This window comes from Pseudomonas sp. MSSRFD41 (assembly GCF_014230245.1).
GTDB lineage: Bacteria > Pseudomonadota > Gammaproteobacteria > Pseudomonadales > Pseudomonadaceae > Aquipseudomonas > Aquipseudomonas piscis.
Window position 1 is genome coordinate 1 of the sequence record NZ_JACKZK010000039.1, and the last position, 15162, is coordinate 15162.

Sequence of the window (15162 nt, forward strand, 5' to 3'; positions counted from 1 at the left end):
AGCCGGAATGCCGGCCCAGCCCAAAGTAACCAAAGGGCTTCTGCCCTCTCACTCGGCGCCTCGCCCAGGCTCGGCATGCCCTCTCTCCGGTATTGCTCCGTGGGCCGCCGCAATGGGCCATCCATGGCCCAGTGCGGCTAACCCGGCGTCCTGCCGGGTTACCCACGGCTCAATACCTGCGTTCGGCCATCGTGTCTAAAGGGGCGGGTGGATCAAGATCACAAGCCAAAGCCAAAGCCAGGTGACGCTGTTGTCGTCACGGTCGAAGGTTGTGCTCGGCTCTGCTGGAGTCGCCAGGGCGTCTGCCGTGTTGCTCAGCCTAATCCTCGCGATCTGGCCCATGGGGGATCTCGCCCTTAGAGCTTCATCCCCACCGCCAGCCGGTTGAAGGCGTTCATCAAGGACACGGCCAGCGTCAGGTCGGAGATCTCGACGTCGCTCAGGTGCGCTTTCAGTGGTTCGTACAGTTCGTCCGGCGCGCCTTTGTCGTGGACGTAGGTGAGGCTTTCGGCCCAGGCCAGGGCGGCGCGTTCGCGGTCGTCGAACAGTTCGCTGACACGCCAGCCGGCGAGGCAGTCCAGTTTGTCTTGTGTCACTCCACTCTCGCGCAGGGTCTGCGAGTGCTTGCCCAGGCAGAACGAGCAGCCGTTGATCTGCGAGACGCGCAAGTACACCAGTTCCAGCAAGGGCAAGCCGAGCGGGCTGGCGGCGAGCGCGGTGTTGGTGGCGAGCAGGCCTTGATAGGCGGCAGGCGACAGGGAGGCAAAGGGCAGTCTGAGTTGGCTCATGGTGAAACTCCGGTGGAGAAAAAAGTGATCAAGCACCCACGAGAGGGTTGAACAGGGGCTTGGAGAACAATGCAGTGCGGGCTTCTTCGATGGTCTGCCGCACGGCGTCGTCCCCGAGCACCAAGCCCTGGAGGTAGGTGAACCGCAGGTCGAACAGGCCGAGGGTGTTGAGCACATGGCGCAGATACGGCGTCAGGAAGTCCGGTTGGCGTGCCCGCTCGCCCTGGTGAAAACCGCCGGAGCTCACCAGCACCTGCACCGGGCGGTCCTCGAGCAGGCCGACCTTGCCCTCCGGGCCGGAGCTGAAGGTGCGGTGAATGCGCAGGACATAATCGACCCAGAGCTTGAGCGCGGCCGGCAGGGTGAAGTTGTGCATGGGCGTGGCAATGACCAGGACATCGCTGCGCTGCAACTCGCCGATCAACCGTTCGGACACCTCGAACAGCGGCGCGTCGAAGGGCGTGGGGCTGGTCAGGGCGTGGGCGTAGTCCGGCCCCAGGGGGGGCAGCGGCTGCGCCGCCAGGTCGCGTTCGACGAGTTCGAGGTGCGGATAGCGGTGGCCCAGGGCGCTCGCCAGTTCCAGGGCCAGCTGGTGCCCGTGGGAAACCTGGCCGTGGGGGCTGGCGTTGATCAGCAGCAGGTTGTTCATGCCGGCTCCTCACCGCGCAGGCGCTGGGTGAAGTGCATGCCGCGGGCCAGCAAGCCCTGGCGAAAATAGAAGCGCTGGGCCAGGGGCATGTGCAGGCCGGTATCCAGCACCAAGTGCTCGCATTGACGTTGCACGGCTTCATTCCGCACGGCGCTCAGCAGCCGGGCGCCCACGCCGCTGCGCTGAAGCTGTGGGCACACCACCAGGTCATCGACGTAGATGAAGTGCCCATAGAGCAGGTTTTCCAGCGTGCGGTAACCCGCCAGGCCGACGATGCGCTCTGCGTCCCACGCGGCGAGCAAGCGGTAGCCCTGCTCGGTTTGTCGGGCCACTTGGGCGACATAGGCTGCCGGGCTGCTGAGCTGCGGGCGCAAGACCCGCATCAATTCGAAACTGGCCGCCAGGGCCGCCTCGCTGTCGAGGTGTTGAAGGGTGTAGGGCATGTACGTCATCCGCTGAAAAGAGATGACCCACCTTAGAAGGGCGATGGCTTAAGCTATAGAGCCAAAAAGTGCATAAATGACTAGGCCATGATGCTTGCATTCGAACTGGACCGCAGCCAGACGGCGCCGATCTATCGCCAGCTTTATCAACGGTTTCGCGAGTCCATCGCCGATGGCCGCCTGCGTCCGGGAGACCGCGTACCGGCGGTGCGCGCCCTGGCGGCGGAACTGAACCTGGCGCGTGGCACCGTGGAAGCGGCCTACCAACTGCTGATGGGCGAGGGCTACCTGACGGCTCGCGGGGCCGCCGGGACCATTGTCACGCCGCAGTTGGCGCCGGTTTGCGTGCCCTCGCGGCACGTCCCGGTGGCTGCCACGGCCTACCAGGCCGCCCATGCCGGCACGCCGCCGCTGGCACTGCAAATGGGCCTGCCGGCGCTGGACGCTTTTCCGCGCAAACTCTGGACCCGCCTCGCCGGCCGGCAACTGCGCCAGGCGGGTGTCGAAGGCCTGGTCTACCCGGACGCGCGCGGCTATGCCCCCTTGCGGGCGGCCATCGCCTCCTACCTGGGAATTTCCCGGGGCATCAGTTGCCAGCCGGAGCAGATTTTCGTCTGCGCCGGCTACCGCGCCTGCCTCGACCTGATCAGCCACACGCTGATGCGCAAAGGGGCCACCTGCTGGCTGGAGGAGCCCGGCTACTTCATGGCCAGGAGCGCGCTGCTGGCGGCCGGCGCCCAGCTGGTGCCCGTGCCCGTGGACGATCAGGGCCTGGACGTCGCCCAAGGCATCGCCCGCGCGCCAGAGGCCGATTTTGCCGTGGTCACCCCGACCCACCAGAGCCCGCTGGGGGTGTCGCTGTCCCTGCCGCGGCGCCTGGCCCTGCTGGACTGGGCCAACCGCCAGGGCAGCTGGATCATCGAGGACGACTACGACAGCGAATACCGCTACCAGGGCAAGCCCCTGCCGGCCCTCAAGAGCCTCGACCAGCAGGGCCGCGTGCTCTACACCGGCACCTTCAGCAAAGTGTTGTTTCCAGGGTTGCGCCTGGCCTACCTGGTGGTGCCCGCCGAACAGGCCCAGGCGTTCGCCCGGCAGGCGGATCGCTTGCACAATCACTGTCCGCAACTGCTGCAGGCGACGGTGGCGGCCTTTCTCAACGAGGGGCACTTTGCCCGGCACCTGAAGAAGATGCGTGGCCTGTATGCGCGTCGACGGCAATGGCTGGTCGAGGCGTTGCACCAGCAGTTGGCGGGGCGGTTGCAGATAGACCCGCAGGCCGGGGGCATGCATGTGGTGGCCGGCTTGGCGGAGGGGGACGACGTGCAGATTGCCCAGCGGGCTCGGGAGGTGGGGATTGCGGTGGAGCCGCTGTCGCAGTGGTACCTGGGGGAGGGGGGTAGGCAGGGGTTGGTGATGGGGTTTACCAATGTGGGCAATGCAGAGCAGGCGGCGAGTGTGGCGGGGCGGTTGGCTCAGGTCATCAGGTGAGAAGGGGCTATGACCGCTGAGGCTGGCGTTTTTTCTACGGTAGCCCAGTCATTTGGCAGGCCGCTACCCCTGGGGCGAGGGAGCTTGCTCCCGCTGGGGTGCGCAGCAACCGCCCTCATACCGCTTGGCCTGCCCCCTGCAGCCGCTTTCAGCGCCCGAGCTTTTCCAGCGCGGCATCGGCCAGGAAAGACGACCGGCTCTTGATGTTGTGCTCACGGACAAAGCGGTCGATCTGCTGAATCACATAACCGGGCAGGGTCACGTTGACCTTCTCGGTCTTGCCCAGGTAAGGCGCTATATCGATATCCAGCATGCCCCAGCCCATGCCCGCGAAATCGGGGTTGGTGCGGTGCTTGTGGGTGGGCGAGGGCAGGGGAATGGCTTGCCCGGCGCGGGCCAGTTCTTCGAGCATGACGTGGGCAATCTCGATGGCGGCGCTGTAGGCGCTCTCGAAGGTGTCGCCGGCGGTGACTGCGCCGGGGATGTCGGGAATCTGGATGCCGGTGGCGGTGTGTTCGTCGCCCCATTCGATGCAGATGGGATATTGCATGGGGATCTCCTCAATAGGTGTGAAGGTGGCAGGCGCTATATCAGTTCAGCCAGTTTTCGGATGGCCCTGACCGTCGCCTGTAGCCGCTGTCGAGCGCAGCGAGGCTGCGTACGAGGACGCAGTTCTCGCCAAACCTGCCGATGCTTTTCACCTGGCTGCATACGGTTCTGTGTACATATCCATTGCTGCGGTAACGGCCGCTTATGGTTTCGCCCTTACGGCGAGTCACTTTGGAACAGCCGGAATGCCGGCCCAGCCCAAAGTAACCAAAGGGCTTCTGCCCTCTCACTCGGCGCCTCGCCCAGGCTCGGCATGCCCTCTCTCCGGTATTGCTCCGTGGGCCGCCGCAATGGGCCATCCATGGCCCAGTGCGGCTAACCCGGCGTCCTGCCGGGTTACCCACGGCTCAATACCTGCGTTCGGCCATCGTGTCTAAAGGGGCAGGTGGATCAAGATCAAAAGCCAAAAAGCCAAAGCCAGATCAAAGGCCGAAGCAAAGCCGAGCGCGTTTTATGCGCTTGTTGAGTCGCGCTCAGCTCTCCAGCGCCGTGCGCCACTGAATCACCTCCAGCACCGCGCAACCCTCCCGGGTGAGCAGATGTACCCCTCGGGTGACCCGCGCCAGATCGCAGTCGGCAATGTCTTTCAGGTTAAGCGTGGACAGCGTGTCCATCAGATCCCGCACCACGGTGAAACGATGGGCCGCACTGCTGGCCAGATCGCTCAGGGAGGCTTGGGTGTCGAGGTAGAAAACGGCTTGGTTGGTGTCGTGGGTGTCGACGGGGGAGAAGCGGGAAACCGATTGATCGTCCATGGTCGTTACTCGTTGTAGAGCTTCCACCATCTGCGGCCAAGCAAATTGAGGGTGGCAGCTGTGTGAGGGTTGGCCGACCGGCTACAACGACACCGGCACACCCGAAGGTGTCCCGCACACAGCCGCCATAACACAGAATCGCAGGCACAAAAAAAGCGTCTGCAATGGTGTTTTGGACGCTGATGCGTCGTTGTAATTCGACCGGCCAAGGTCGTTCGCGGATTTTGCCGCGAAGGGCGAACTATATGGGGCGCGCGCGTGAGGTGCAACCGGGTGTTGGTGGGGATGTTTGAAGCGGTGTTTCGTGGGGGCAGTGGTTACGGCAGTTATGTGATGAGGTTTGAATCGCCATCTTGTTTTACAAACCTCTATACGCCAGAAGCCACTGACAGAGTTTGGCCAAAAGCAGTCGTCCGTGATGGCTGTGATCGACGCAACGCTGGAAATTAGCATCGGTACAACTGACATCGTTTTCTTGAGATAAAAACTAACTGAAGTTTATGTAGTGACCCATATCTCATTGAAAAGAAAAGATAATCGAGCATCCTTCACTTTCCTAGTGGGCCTAAATCTATAAGGAAAGTGAAGGAGTCAAGACCGAAGAACTCACGAGGATTCAACGAGGCAAGATTTTCGTGCATAGAACAACCTTGCCATGATGCTGGTGTGTGCGACCGCAAACGGTCTTCTATGTGCGTGAAGCATCTCGATTAATATACTTCCTGACTGACCTTGGCGTCTAGTTCTTTAGAAAAGTCGAAATTACCCCATTTGGTGAACCAATACTCGCTAAGTTTTTGAATTCTCAGTAGATTATTTTTAGGTAGGCTATACATTTGCAAAATTTTCATTTTGGTCTCGTTGCTCACGAATGGGCATGCCGTAAGATCTAACGCTAAGTGAATCATCTCGGAGTCGCCGACTAACGAGTCCTGCTTCAGTCCGAATCTCTCCAGAATATGTTTTTCCAAAGCGCTTCTTAGTAGCGAATAACGAGACTTTTTCTCTATATAGAAAAAAGAGTAACTATAGAGAAATAATTAAGGCTGGATTTTGCTTGGTATTGTCCATCTATTAGCTCAAGCCCAAAGCTATATCCAAGGACTTTTTCATCTATGCGATAATTTTTGCCCAGTTGGCGCATTAATACCAGCAGATACATGATCTCAATCTTCGCGCTCTTGCCGTCTGAGTTATGATCCATAACACTTCGGCATCTCTCATATATTACTTGTGAGATTGATGCCTCATAACTAAGACCTATTTTTTCGGTCTTGTAAAAATAAAGAACGCGCTGACATATGCGACAAAGCTTAATGGTTGTATTTACTTTTGGTGAGACGGCATAGATGAAAAACACAAACCCTAGAATGGCTTCCATTGATTTTGAGAAATTTTTATCAGTGTTACTGGTTTTCTCTATTTTTTTGTAAGAGTTAATTAAAGATCCTACTTTGCGCTCTACAACTGAAAGTGAATAATTTAGGATCTCTCCATAGTTAACTCCCGATGTTGCCAGGATAGACTTGAAGTCAGTGATTAGAGAGGATCTACCAATGTGAATTTCCCCTCTTGGTAGTTTTTCTCCATCCTTGACTGTTGAAGAGATGTCATAAGCCAGTGTATGGTCAAAAAGATCAGAAATACGCTTCTTTGCGATAGATATTGGTGTGATTATAGGGCGCTCTAAAGTCTCTTCCTTTCCCTTGTTTAGGGATAATTTATATAGTTTTAAACTCTCTTGTAGGGTTGTTTTTATTTGATGGCATACTTCATCATTGTTGTAGAATACGAAATAGTCATCTACGTAGCGATAAATCTTAAAGTCTGCAGTATTTATATAGCCTTTTTTGAGTAGCTTGTCAGTAATCTCGATATCAACTGCTTGAAGGATGATTTCAGCGAAAATTCTTGAGACTTCAGGGCCGATTAATATTCCGTTGGTTTCGTTGTGGTTTAACTTCTGCATCAATGAGTCAAATTTTCCTGCAAATGACCCTAATATGTGTTTAAGGTTCTGTTTTGCAAAATCTTTTCCATATATTGCCCATGCTAAGGAGTGAGTGTATATATTATCAAAACACCCTGAAACGTCGAATTTAGTAAGTTTCCTGAAGTCACGCTCGCAACGCAGGTGTTCTCTTGATTCGTAAAATTTAAAAACATTACTGAATCTTTCGTAAACAAAAAAAGACTTTAAGTTTTCATAGTTTTCGCCATCTACTTCTACTAATGTATCAGATTTGTCTTGTCGCTCTATTTGTGCGCGAAAGTCAATATATGTACACCCAGCAACTCGTCGTGGTGATCGCAGGCTGAATTCACTTCGTCCAGTGTAATAAATCATCAAGTCTTTAAATTGGTCATAGAAGTCTACTACCAGCAACTGGCCCTTGGGGTGCATTAGCGACAAGTGGCGCAGTTGGTCTTGTTTATGCGTAGTAGAGAATACGAAGGGAATGGTATGGACAAGGTCTGATTTTTCTAGGTCAATTATGGAGACAGACCTATCGTTATCAGTGATATGTTTGACAGTCTTAGTTGGTTGAACTCCTAGAACCATTTTTACAAGATTGTCTAGTACCTCATCGCTATGGTTCCATGAAATTTTATATCCGTTAAATTTGATGTTGTGTTTGCATAGGAATCTATAGAAGTATCTATTTGAAAATACTATGGGGACTTCGTATGGGAGTACATCTGATAATATAACTCGCTCTATTGGGAAGTTTATGGATAGAGCTTTTTTTCTAGACATGCTTCCAACCTCGCGAAAGTTCTGAAAGCTGCTTGGAGTCAAAGTTTCTAAATAATTTTTCTTTGAATCCTTTTTCGAAAGATAACTTTGAAAGTTTTCTTTTTAAAGATGGGCTGGTTATGCTTTTTATTTTATTTTGGTAAAAGTGATCTAGTCCGGAAAGTTGATTGGTGTCAGTTATGAACTTGTTGCTAAAGTAGATGCCAATGAAGGCATTACTTTTTCTATTGAATAGGCGCATGTTTCCCGTTAAGAAAAGGCATCTGAGCATCAATTCATCTTCAGATTTTTCTGGGATGAATTTGAACTTTGAAGCGTAATCGGAAAACGCCTTCTCGATGCGTGATCTATACTTTTCCAATTTTCTTTGACTAAGTCGTACGCCTAAGTTGCTGCTGGATACATCAAATGTATATCCGAGATAATCAAATTTTCCTTTTTGCTCATCAAGTAAATCAATTGTCTTCGTCTTGGTGTTGAACTTTAGTCCCTTTTGGTTAAGTATCTCGCTGAGAATGGGTAAGTATCTCGCTATAAGCTCCTTTCGCTGGGGGGCAAACATTAAGACCATATCATCGACGTATCGGGCGTAATAGAATAAATCATCTTGTCGTCTTACCTCTGTATCAATGCTGGATAGATATATTTCAGATAAGTATGCACTTATTCCTATTCCGCGTGGTAACCCGTTTTTATCACCGGATACGATGACGTAATCTTTCAAAAGTCGTGTTAAAATTCTTTTTATTAGTACCGAAAGCTCCGGGGCTTGATGAATTCCATCGAGTAATTCCTTGTGCCTTACAGACTCGTAAAATGACTCTACATCCGATCTTATTATATATTTTGGTACGCCATCTAAAGCCAGTGATTTTATTTGGCTAACTAGAATGTCGCGTGAAGGCATGCGTAACTCATAAAGAATCTTCAGGGCTCTCTGAACAAACCTAATCGCAAGAACTTGATCTAAGCTATTTCCGACCCCGTAAACTCGTTTTCCTCCAACCGGAGCCGGCAGAGCAGTTACATTTATTCTAAAATCTTTGCTGCTGATTATCTTAGATACTCTTTCGAGCTCAGACTCAATTAAACGTCCGTGCTGAGCTTTGCGTTTATCCATAACAATAGACAGGCGTGACATACGCTTGTCATAGAACGCTTGAGTGGTTTTTCCAGTGCGTAAGCGGTATCGAGAAAATGACTGAAGCTTATTAAGTTTGTAGAGTTTTACTCTTATATCAAAGGCATTAGGGATATACCGCTCCTCTAGATCACCCCCCCTTTCTCGATCTGCTTTGAGAAGATTATTAAGATTTTTTATTGAGAAAGATTGATCCATAGCTTCGTTTAACCTTCCATGTTTTTTGCGAGTTCTCTATTTCAATGTTGTTGACAGGGAGAGCTATTTTTGAGCTGCATTATCAGTCAGCGGATAAATTTAGATAAGACACGTTTTATCTTATTTGTACAACTTTCCAATGCTAAATTTTTAGCGGATTTTCGGTTGGTTGAACAGTTTCAGAGTTTCTAGTCACCCGATGGCTGCTTTTAACCGATAACTGTCTGTCAAGAGCGGTAGCTCATTGTCGGTTGCTGTCGGTCTTGATCATTGCAATGCGCAATATTTTTGCGTTCGTTGATTTAGCTTTTTGCTCCTTTTTGGTGAAGGAGGACTTAGGTGCCGCTCTAGATATTGCGGTGCAGGATCTTCTTTTTGTGCTGGTAGGTGCCATGGCTACGGCGAGGGAAAATTCTGAGTATCACTTGTAGTTCAAATGGCGCAGATAGCCACCCTTGAGATCGCTACGCCTGCTTCGCAGTCGTTCGTAGCCTTCGGTAGCTTCTACAGAGAACGCAAATGGCACTAAAACAGGCCGGCCGGTAGGCCGCCTGCTTTTGCTCTTGCTTTGGCTTTTGATCTTCCTGCCCCTTTAGGCACGATGGCCGAACGCAGGCATTGAGCCGTGGGTAAACCGGCAAGGATGCCGGGTTAGCCGCCCTCCGGCCATGGATGGCCGGTGGCGGCGGCCCACGGATCAATGCCTTCGTTCTGGCATGCCGAGCCTAGGCGAGGCACCGAGTGGAGGGGCAGAGAGCCTTTGGTTACTTTGGGTTGGCCGGCATTCCGGGCTTTCCAAAGTGACCCGCTGTAAGAGCGGAACCCTAAGTGGCCGTGACCGCAGCAACGGATATGCTCACATCCCTTTTTCATCAAGAAGATCAGGGACTCAGGTTTTACGACCGCTGCACGCCGGTACGCCGGCCTACCGAGCGGGAGCAAGCTCCCTCGCCACAGTAAGTTCGCTGAGTCTCTTGCTTACATGGCATTTCAATCTGTCGCTGCCGCACCCGTGGTAACGAATCGGGTTCGACCTCAATGCACAATCTGCGCAAGAAACGCCTTCGCCCGCTCACTCTTGGGCACCGCAAAAAACGCCTCCGGCGGTGCATCCTCCACAATCCGCCCCCCATCCAGAAACAACACCCGCTCCGCCACCTGCCGGGCAAAGCCCATCTCATGGGTCACGCACAGCATGGTCATGCCGCTGTCGGCCAGTTTCACCATCACATCCAGCACTTCGCTGACCATCTCCGGGTCCAGCGCCGAGGTGGGCTCGTCGAACAGCATGATCTTCGGTTCCATGCACAGCGCCCGGGCGATGGCCACGCGTTGTTGCTGCCCGCCCGAAAGTTGGCTGGGGTATTTGCCGGCCTGGCTTTCGATGCCGACCTTGGCCAGGAAGCTGCGGGCCAGTTCTTCGGCCTTTTTGCGCGAGAGGCCGCGCACGGTGGTGGGGGCCAGGGTGCAGTTGTCCAGCACGCTCATGTGCGGGAACAGGTTGAAGTGCTGGAACACCATGCCCACCTGGCTGCGCACCTTGGCCGCTTCGCGGGTGTTTTGCGCAAGGTCGGTGCGGTCCACCAGGATCTGGCCTTTCTCGGCGATTTCCAGGCGGTTGATGCAGCGGATCAAGGTCGATTTGCCGGAGCCGGAAGGCCCGCAGAGGACGATGCGTTCGCCCTGGCGGACCTTGAGGTCGATGTCGTGCAGCACGTGGAAGGCGCCGTAGAACTTGTTCAGCCCGGCGATATCGATCACCACGTCGCGGCGGTCGATGGTGGCGCGGGCGGCAGGGTCGGGCACGGCGGACAGCGGGGCGGTCTGGGTCAGCATGGCAGGTCTCCGACGGTCAGTTGAAGCGCTCGGCGCGATAGGGGGCAGGGTCGGTGAAGGGTGTCTGGCCGGTCATCAGTTGCGCCAGCAGGCGAGCGCTGACCGGGCCCAGGGTCAGGCCGTGGTGGGCGTGGCCGAAGTTGAACCACAGCCCCGGGTGGCGCGGCGCCGGGCCGATCACCGGGCACATGTCCGGCAGGCAGGGGCGGCGGCCCAGCCAGGGTTCGGCGTCGAGGCGTTCGCCCAGGGGGTAGAACTGTCGCGCCAGGGCCTCGCAGCGGCGCAGTTGGATTTCGTTGATCGGGTCGCTCGGGTCGGCGAATTCGATGCCGGTGGTCAGGCGAATGCCGCCCACCATCGGCGCCAGCACGTAGCCGCCCACCGGGTCGAGGATCGGGTGGCGCAGCTCGCTGCCGGGCAGGGCGGCGTAGTGCATGTGGTAGCCGCGCTTGATCGCCAGCGGGATGCGGTAGCCCAGGGGTTCGAAGAGGCCTGCGGCTTGCGGGCCGAGGGCGACCACCACTTCCTGGGCGCTGATCGGGCCGTGTTCGCTGTGCACCTGCCAGCCGCCTTCGACCTGGGCCAGGCTCAGGGCATCGCCGATGACGAATCGGCCGCCGCGCTGCTTGAACAGTTCGGCGTAGCCACGGGTCAGGCCGCCGGGGTCGCTGACCGTGCGCGGGTCGAGCCAGTGCAGGCCGCCCACCACGTCGCCGTGCAGGCCGGGTTCCAGGGCGTGGATCTGCTCGCGGTCCAGCACCCGGTAGTTGAGCTGGTACTGGGCCAGGTCCGCGGCGGCGGCCTGGGCGCTGTCGAAGGCTTGCTGGTCGTTGAAGGCTTCGAGCCAGCCGCCGTCGTGGATCAGCCCGAGCATGCCCGCCGGCTCCGCCAGGGCCAGATGGTCGCTGACGCAGCGTTCGATCAGCGGCAGCATGGCGCGGGTGGCGGCGGCCAGGCCCTGGGGCGAGGAGTGGCGCCAGTATTGCAGCAGCCAGGGACCGGCCTTGGGCAGGTGGCGCAGGCTGTAGCGTACGTCCGATTGCTGGTTGAGGCCGTAGCGCAGCAGCTTCCCGACCTCCCGGGGGAAGGCGTAGGGGATCACGCTGGCGCGTTCGATCAGCCCGGCGTTGCCGTGGCTGGTGCCGTTGCCCGGCGGCTGGCGGTCCAGCAGCACGACTTCGCGGCCACGGGCCTGCAAGTGCAGGGCGGTGCTGACGCCGACGATCCCGGCGCCCAAGACGATGGTCTGGCAATGCATGGTTCTATCCTTACTGCGGGGGGCCGTGCGCGGGCTCCCAAGGGTTCAGTTCAAGTGCCGGCCGAGACGGCCTTCCAGGTATTTCAGGCTGCGCCGCACCCCCTCGACGATCACCAGGTACAGCACCGCGGCCCACAGGTAGATCTGGAAATCGAAGCTGCGGGAGAAGGCCAGCTTGGTCACGCCCATCAGGTCGTAGAGGGTCACCAGGGAGGCGATGGCGCTGGCCTTGATCATCAGGATCAGTTCGTTGCCCAAAGGCCCGATGGCCACCAGCAGCGACTGCGGCAGGATCACCTTGCGAAACGCCGTCCAGCGCGACAGGCCCAGGGCCTGGCAGGCTTCACGCTGCCCCTGGGCCACCGCCAACAGGCTGCCGCGCAGGATCTCCGCCTGGTAGGCGGCGGTGTTCAGGGTGAAGGCCAGCAGGGTGCACAGCCACGCCTCGCGAAAGAACCACCACAGCCCCACGTCCTGCCAGAAGCCTTTGAACGAGCCCAGGCCGTAATACAGCATGAACAGCTGGGCCAGCAGCGGCGAGCCGCGGAAGAAGTACACATAGGCCCCGGTAAAGCGCCGCAGCAGCGGGTTGCCGGACAGCCGCCCCAGGGCGATCAGCAGGCCCAGCAGGGCGCCGAGGCTGAAGGAGATCGCCACCAGCTTGGCGGTCACCAGCAAGCCCTCGATAAAGCGCGGGCCGTAGCGCTCCAGCAATTCCTGGTTGAGCACCAGGTTCAGCCATTGATCCAGGTTCATGGTTGCAGGCTCCGCTGATGGCGGTTGAAGCGCCGTTCGAGAAAGCCGAACAACTGCCCGGACAACGCCGAGAACAGCAGGTAGCCCAGGCAGGCCACGCTGTAGAACAGCATGGGTTCCTTGGTCACGCTGACCGCCAGGTTGGTCTGGCGCATCAGGTCCACCAGGGAAATGGTCGAGACCAGCGAGGTGTCCTTGAGCAGCGACAGCCAGTTGTTGGACAGGCCCGGCAGGGCGATGCGGGTCAGTTGCGGCAGCAGCACCTGGTTGAAGGTGGTGCGCCGCGACAGGCCCAGGGCGCTGGCGGCTTCGTACTGGCCCTTGGGCAGGGTCTTGAACGCCGCCAGCCAGATCTCGCTGGAGAAGGCGGCGAACACCAGGCTGAAGGCGATCATCGCGGCGACGAAGGTGTTGATCGCCACCTCGCCGGGGTAGCCCAGGGCGGCGAGGATCTTCTGCGCGGCGATCTGGCAGCCGTAGTAGATGATCAGCAGGGTCAACAGCTCCGGCAGGCCGCGAAACACCGTGGAGAAGCTGGTGGCCCAGGCCCGCGCCCAGCGGTTTTTCGAGCGGGCGGCCAAGGCCACGGCGAGCCCCAGGGGCAGGCCGATGGGCACGCAGGCCAGTGCCAGGGCGATGGTCACCAGGGCTCCGGCCAACAAGGCCGAGCCCCAGCCGCCGCTGGCCAGGGTAAGAAGAGACAGCTGTTGGAACATGCTCGGACCCTCTTGCGCAACGCGTCGTGCAGCCGGGCGCCGCGCCAGGGCGGCGCGGCACCGTGGCGACGGATCAGTAGATGTCGAAGGCGAAGTAGCGGCTGGAGATCTTCTTGTAGGTGCCGTCGGCGACGATCTCGTCCAGGGCCTGGTTCAGGCGCTCGCGCAGGGCGTTGTCTTCCTTGCGCACGGCGATCGAGGCGTCGGCGGTGGTGCCGTTGACGTCACCGATGATCTTGCAGCAATCCTTGCCGGCGGTGTCGGCCCAGGCCAGCAGCGGGAATTTGTCGGCGATCACCCCGTCGATGCGCCCGGCGGCCAGGTCGCTGTTGGCTTCGTCCAGGGTCGGGTAGAACTTCACGTCGGCGCCAGCCGGGCCGTAGTGGTCCTCGGCGTAGATGGCCTGGGTCGAGGACGATTGCGCGCCCACGGTGCGGCCCTTGAAGTCGGTCTGGGCGTCGGTGATGTCCGAGTCCCTGGCCACCGCCACCGACAGCGGGGTGCGGTAGTAGTGATTGGTGAAGGCGATCTTTTTCTTGCGCTCGTCGGTGGCGATCATCGAGGCCACCACGGCGTCGTATTTCTTGGCCATCAGTGCCGGGATAATGCCTTCCCAGTCCTGGGCGACGATCTGGCACTGCACCTTGAGCCGCTCGCACAGGGCGTTGGCGATGTCCACGTCGAAGCCGTGCAGCTGGTTGCTGGAGTCCACGTAGTTGAAGGGCGGGTAGGCGCCTTCGGTGGCGATCTTCAAGACCTCGGCCTGGGCCGCGGTAGCGGCGACGGCCATGACGCAGGCACTGGCGAAGCGAACGACGTTTTTCATGGAGCACCTCGATGACTTATTGTTTTGCTCGGGTGGAGGATGTGTAGCCAACGAACTCGTTGTGCAGGGTGGCAGTGGCTTCCAGGCGCTTTTCCACCTCGGGCCCCAGGTGCTTGCACACTTGGTTGACCAGCAGGTGCACCAGCGACAGCATCGCCGCGGTGGACTCCCAGAACAGGTTGAACTCGGTGGGCACGCGGAACACTTCGTCGGCGTTCTGCTCGGCCCAGTCGCAGAAGGTGTCGGTCACCAGGGTCACGGGTATCCCGGCCGCGCGGGCCTTGTGGCACAGGGCCAGGGCGTGGCGCGAGTAGCGCCGGGCCTCGAACACCACCAGCGCGCAGTCGGCGGGCGGGGCCAGCAGCACCTCGGCGAAGTGCCCGGCGGAACCGTCCACCAGCTGCACGCCGTCGCGCAGGTATTGCAGCAGGTGGACCATGGAGGCGGCGATGCCGCGCTCGGTCTGGAAGCCAGCGACGAACACCCGCGGGCGGCTGGCCAGGCGTTGCACGACCTGGTCCCAGGCCGGGGTCAGGCTGTATTCGTAGACCTTCATCAGCGCGCCGACTTCCAGCTCGAAGCTGCGCGGCAGGCCCTGGCCGGTGGGGTTGGGTTGCTGGCGAAATTCCTGCAAGCGATCGCCCACCAGCCACGGCCCTTCGCCGAGGTCGTTCTTCAGGTCGTTCTTCAAGTCCTTGAAATGGCTGTAGCCGATGGCGCGGCAGAAGCGCCCGACGCTGGACTCGCTGAGCCCCAGCTTGCCGGCCACCTCGGCGGCGGTCTGGAACGGCAGTTCATGAAGGTTGGCCAGCATGTAGCTGGCGATCGCCCGGCCTGAGGCGGTAGTACCGGACAGGGCACTTTCGAGGCGTTGCTTGATCGGTTGGCTCATGGTTGTTTTCGTTTTAGCGGGCCGTTGGCAATGAAAAATGGATGTT

General features: G+C 58.0%; 14 protein-coding genes. 1 reads left to right on the forward strand and 13 read right to left on the reverse strand.

Annotated elements, in window-relative coordinates; all coding sequences use genetic code 11:
- Positions 1 to 356: 356 nt before the first annotated feature.
- From H7A76_RS30770 to H7A76_RS30780, 3 genes are read right to left on the reverse strand one after another with little or no spacing between them, the layout of a single operon-like run.
- Positions 357 to 788, reverse strand: coding sequence for a carboxymuconolactone decarboxylase family protein (locus H7A76_RS30770; RefSeq protein ID WP_185702001.1), 432 nt, complete (start codon positions 786 to 788; stop codon positions 357 to 359).
- Positions 789 to 816: 28 nt separating this feature from the next.
- Positions 817 to 1437, reverse strand: a complete 621-nt coding sequence (locus H7A76_RS30775) for an FMN-dependent NADH-azoreductase (RefSeq protein ID WP_185702002.1) — start codon at positions 1435 to 1437, stop codon at positions 817 to 819.
- Positions 1434 to 1880 (reverse strand): GNAT family N-acetyltransferase, encoded by a 447-nt coding sequence (locus H7A76_RS30780; RefSeq protein WP_185702003.1) that lies wholly within the window; start codon positions 1878 to 1880, stop codon positions 1434 to 1436. The genes H7A76_RS30775 and H7A76_RS30780 overlap by 4 nt, the downstream gene beginning before the upstream one ends.
- 87 nt (positions 1881 to 1967) lie before the next feature.
- Between H7A76_RS30780 and H7A76_RS30785 the strand changes: the two genes are divergently transcribed.
- A complete protein-coding gene (locus H7A76_RS30785) occupies positions 1968 to 3371 on the forward strand; it encodes a PLP-dependent aminotransferase family protein (RefSeq protein WP_185702004.1) in 1404 nt (467 codons plus the stop codon).
- 148 nt (positions 3372 to 3519) lie between these two features.
- On the opposite strand, the gene H7A76_RS30790 is transcribed toward H7A76_RS30785, so the two are convergent.
- From H7A76_RS30790 to H7A76_RS30835, 10 genes are all read right to left on the reverse strand, one after another.
- A complete protein-coding gene (locus H7A76_RS30790) occupies positions 3520 to 3921 on the reverse strand; it encodes a type II toxin-antitoxin system HicB family antitoxin (RefSeq protein ID WP_185702005.1) in 402 nt (133 codons plus the stop codon).
- A gap of 532 nt (positions 3922 to 4453) precedes the next feature.
- Positions 4454 to 4735 (reverse strand): hypothetical protein, encoded by a 282-nt coding sequence (locus H7A76_RS30795; RefSeq protein ID WP_185702006.1) that lies wholly within the window; start codon positions 4733 to 4735, stop codon positions 4454 to 4456.
- Positions 4736 to 5741: 1006 nt separating this feature from the next.
- Positions 5742 to 7493, reverse strand: a complete 1752-nt coding sequence (gene drt3b / locus H7A76_RS30800; RefSeq protein ID WP_260498127.1) for an antiviral reverse transcriptase Drt3b — start codon at positions 7491 to 7493, stop codon at positions 5742 to 5744.
- Positions 7486 to 8832, reverse strand: coding sequence for an antiviral reverse transcriptase Drt3a (gene drt3a / locus H7A76_RS30805; RefSeq protein ID WP_185702007.1), 1347 nt, complete (start codon positions 8830 to 8832; stop codon positions 7486 to 7488). Before drt3a ends, drt3b begins: the two co-directional genes overlap by 8 nt.
- 1035 nt (positions 8833 to 9867) lie before the next feature.
- Positions 9868 to 10668, reverse strand: a complete 801-nt coding sequence (locus H7A76_RS30810; RefSeq protein WP_260498128.1) for an amino acid ABC transporter ATP-binding protein — start codon at positions 10666 to 10668, stop codon at positions 9868 to 9870.
- A 16-nt stretch (positions 10669 to 10684) separates the two neighbouring features.
- Positions 10685 to 11926, reverse strand: a complete 1242-nt coding sequence (locus tag H7A76_RS30815; RefSeq protein ID WP_185702008.1) for an FAD-binding oxidoreductase — start codon at positions 11924 to 11926, stop codon at positions 10685 to 10687.
- Positions 11927 to 11971: 45 nt separating this feature from the next.
- Positions 11972 to 12682, reverse strand: a complete 711-nt coding sequence (locus H7A76_RS30820) for an ABC transporter permease (protein WP_185702009.1) — start codon at positions 12680 to 12682, stop codon at positions 11972 to 11974.
- The gene (locus H7A76_RS30825; RefSeq protein ID WP_185702010.1) at positions 12679 to 13398 is read right to left on the reverse strand and encodes an ABC transporter permease; all 720 of its coding nucleotides are present in this window, start codon (positions 13396 to 13398) and stop codon (positions 12679 to 12681) included. The genes H7A76_RS30820 and H7A76_RS30825 overlap by 4 nt, the downstream gene beginning before the upstream one ends.
- Before the next feature lie 73 nt (positions 13399 to 13471).
- Entirely contained in the window at positions 13472 to 14224 is a 753-nt protein-coding gene (locus H7A76_RS30830) for a transporter substrate-binding domain-containing protein (RefSeq protein ID WP_185702011.1), read from the reverse strand.
- 16 nt (positions 14225 to 14240) lie between these two features.
- Positions 14241 to 15116, reverse strand: coding sequence for a MurR/RpiR family transcriptional regulator (locus H7A76_RS30835; protein ID WP_185702012.1), 876 nt, complete (start codon positions 15114 to 15116; stop codon positions 14241 to 14243).
- Positions 15117 to 15162 lie beyond the last annotated feature (46 nt).

Excerpts from the sequence above, each read along its gene's own strand:
- H7A76_RS30795 (WP_185702006.1), bottom strand. The coding sequence starts at position 4,735 with ATGGACGATCAATCGGTTTCCCGCTTCTCCCCCGTCGACACCCACGAC.
- drt3b (WP_260498127.1), bottom strand. The coding sequence starts at position 7,493 with ATGTCTAGAAAAAAAGCTCTATCCATAAACTTCCCAATAGAGCGAGTT.
- H7A76_RS30830 (WP_185702011.1), bottom strand. The coding sequence starts at position 14,224 with ATGAAAAACGTCGTTCGCTTCGCCAGTGCCTGCGTCATGGCCGTCGCC.
- H7A76_RS30810 (WP_260498128.1), bottom strand. The coding sequence starts at position 10,668 with ATGCTGACCCAGACCGCCCCGCTGTCCGCCGTGCCCGACCCTGCCGCC.
- H7A76_RS30835 (WP_185702012.1), bottom strand. The coding sequence starts at position 15,116 with ATGAGCCAACCGATCAAGCAACGCCTCGAAAGTGCCCTGTCCGGTACT.
- H7A76_RS30785 (WP_185702004.1), top strand. The coding sequence starts at position 1,968 with ATGATGCTTGCATTCGAACTGGACCGCAGCCAGACGGCGCCGATCTAT.
- H7A76_RS30770 (WP_185702001.1), bottom strand. The coding sequence starts at position 788 with ATGAGCCAACTCAGACTGCCCTTTGCCTCCCTGTCGCCTGCCGCCTAT.
- H7A76_RS30825 (WP_185702010.1), bottom strand. The coding sequence starts at position 13,398 with ATGTTCCAACAGCTGTCTCTTCTTACCCTGGCCAGCGGCGGCTGGGGC.
- drt3a (WP_185702007.1), bottom strand. The coding sequence starts at position 8,832 with ATGGATCAATCTTTCTCAATAAAAAATCTTAATAATCTTCTCAAAGCA.
- H7A76_RS30820 (WP_185702009.1), bottom strand. The coding sequence starts at position 12,682 with ATGAACCTGGATCAATGGCTGAACCTGGTGCTCAACCAGGAATTGCTG.
- H7A76_RS30775 (WP_185702002.1), bottom strand. The coding sequence starts at position 1,437 with ATGAACAACCTGCTGCTGATCAACGCCAGCCCCCACGGCCAGGTTTCC.
- H7A76_RS30790 (WP_185702005.1), bottom strand. The coding sequence starts at position 3,921 with ATGCAATATCCCATCTGCATCGAATGGGGCGACGAACACACCGCCACC.
- H7A76_RS30780 (WP_185702003.1), bottom strand. The coding sequence starts at position 1,880 with ATGCCCTACACCCTTCAACACCTCGACAGCGAGGCGGCCCTGGCGGCC.
- H7A76_RS30815 (WP_185702008.1), bottom strand. The coding sequence starts at position 11,926 with ATGCATTGCCAGACCATCGTCTTGGGCGCCGGGATCGTCGGCGTCAGC.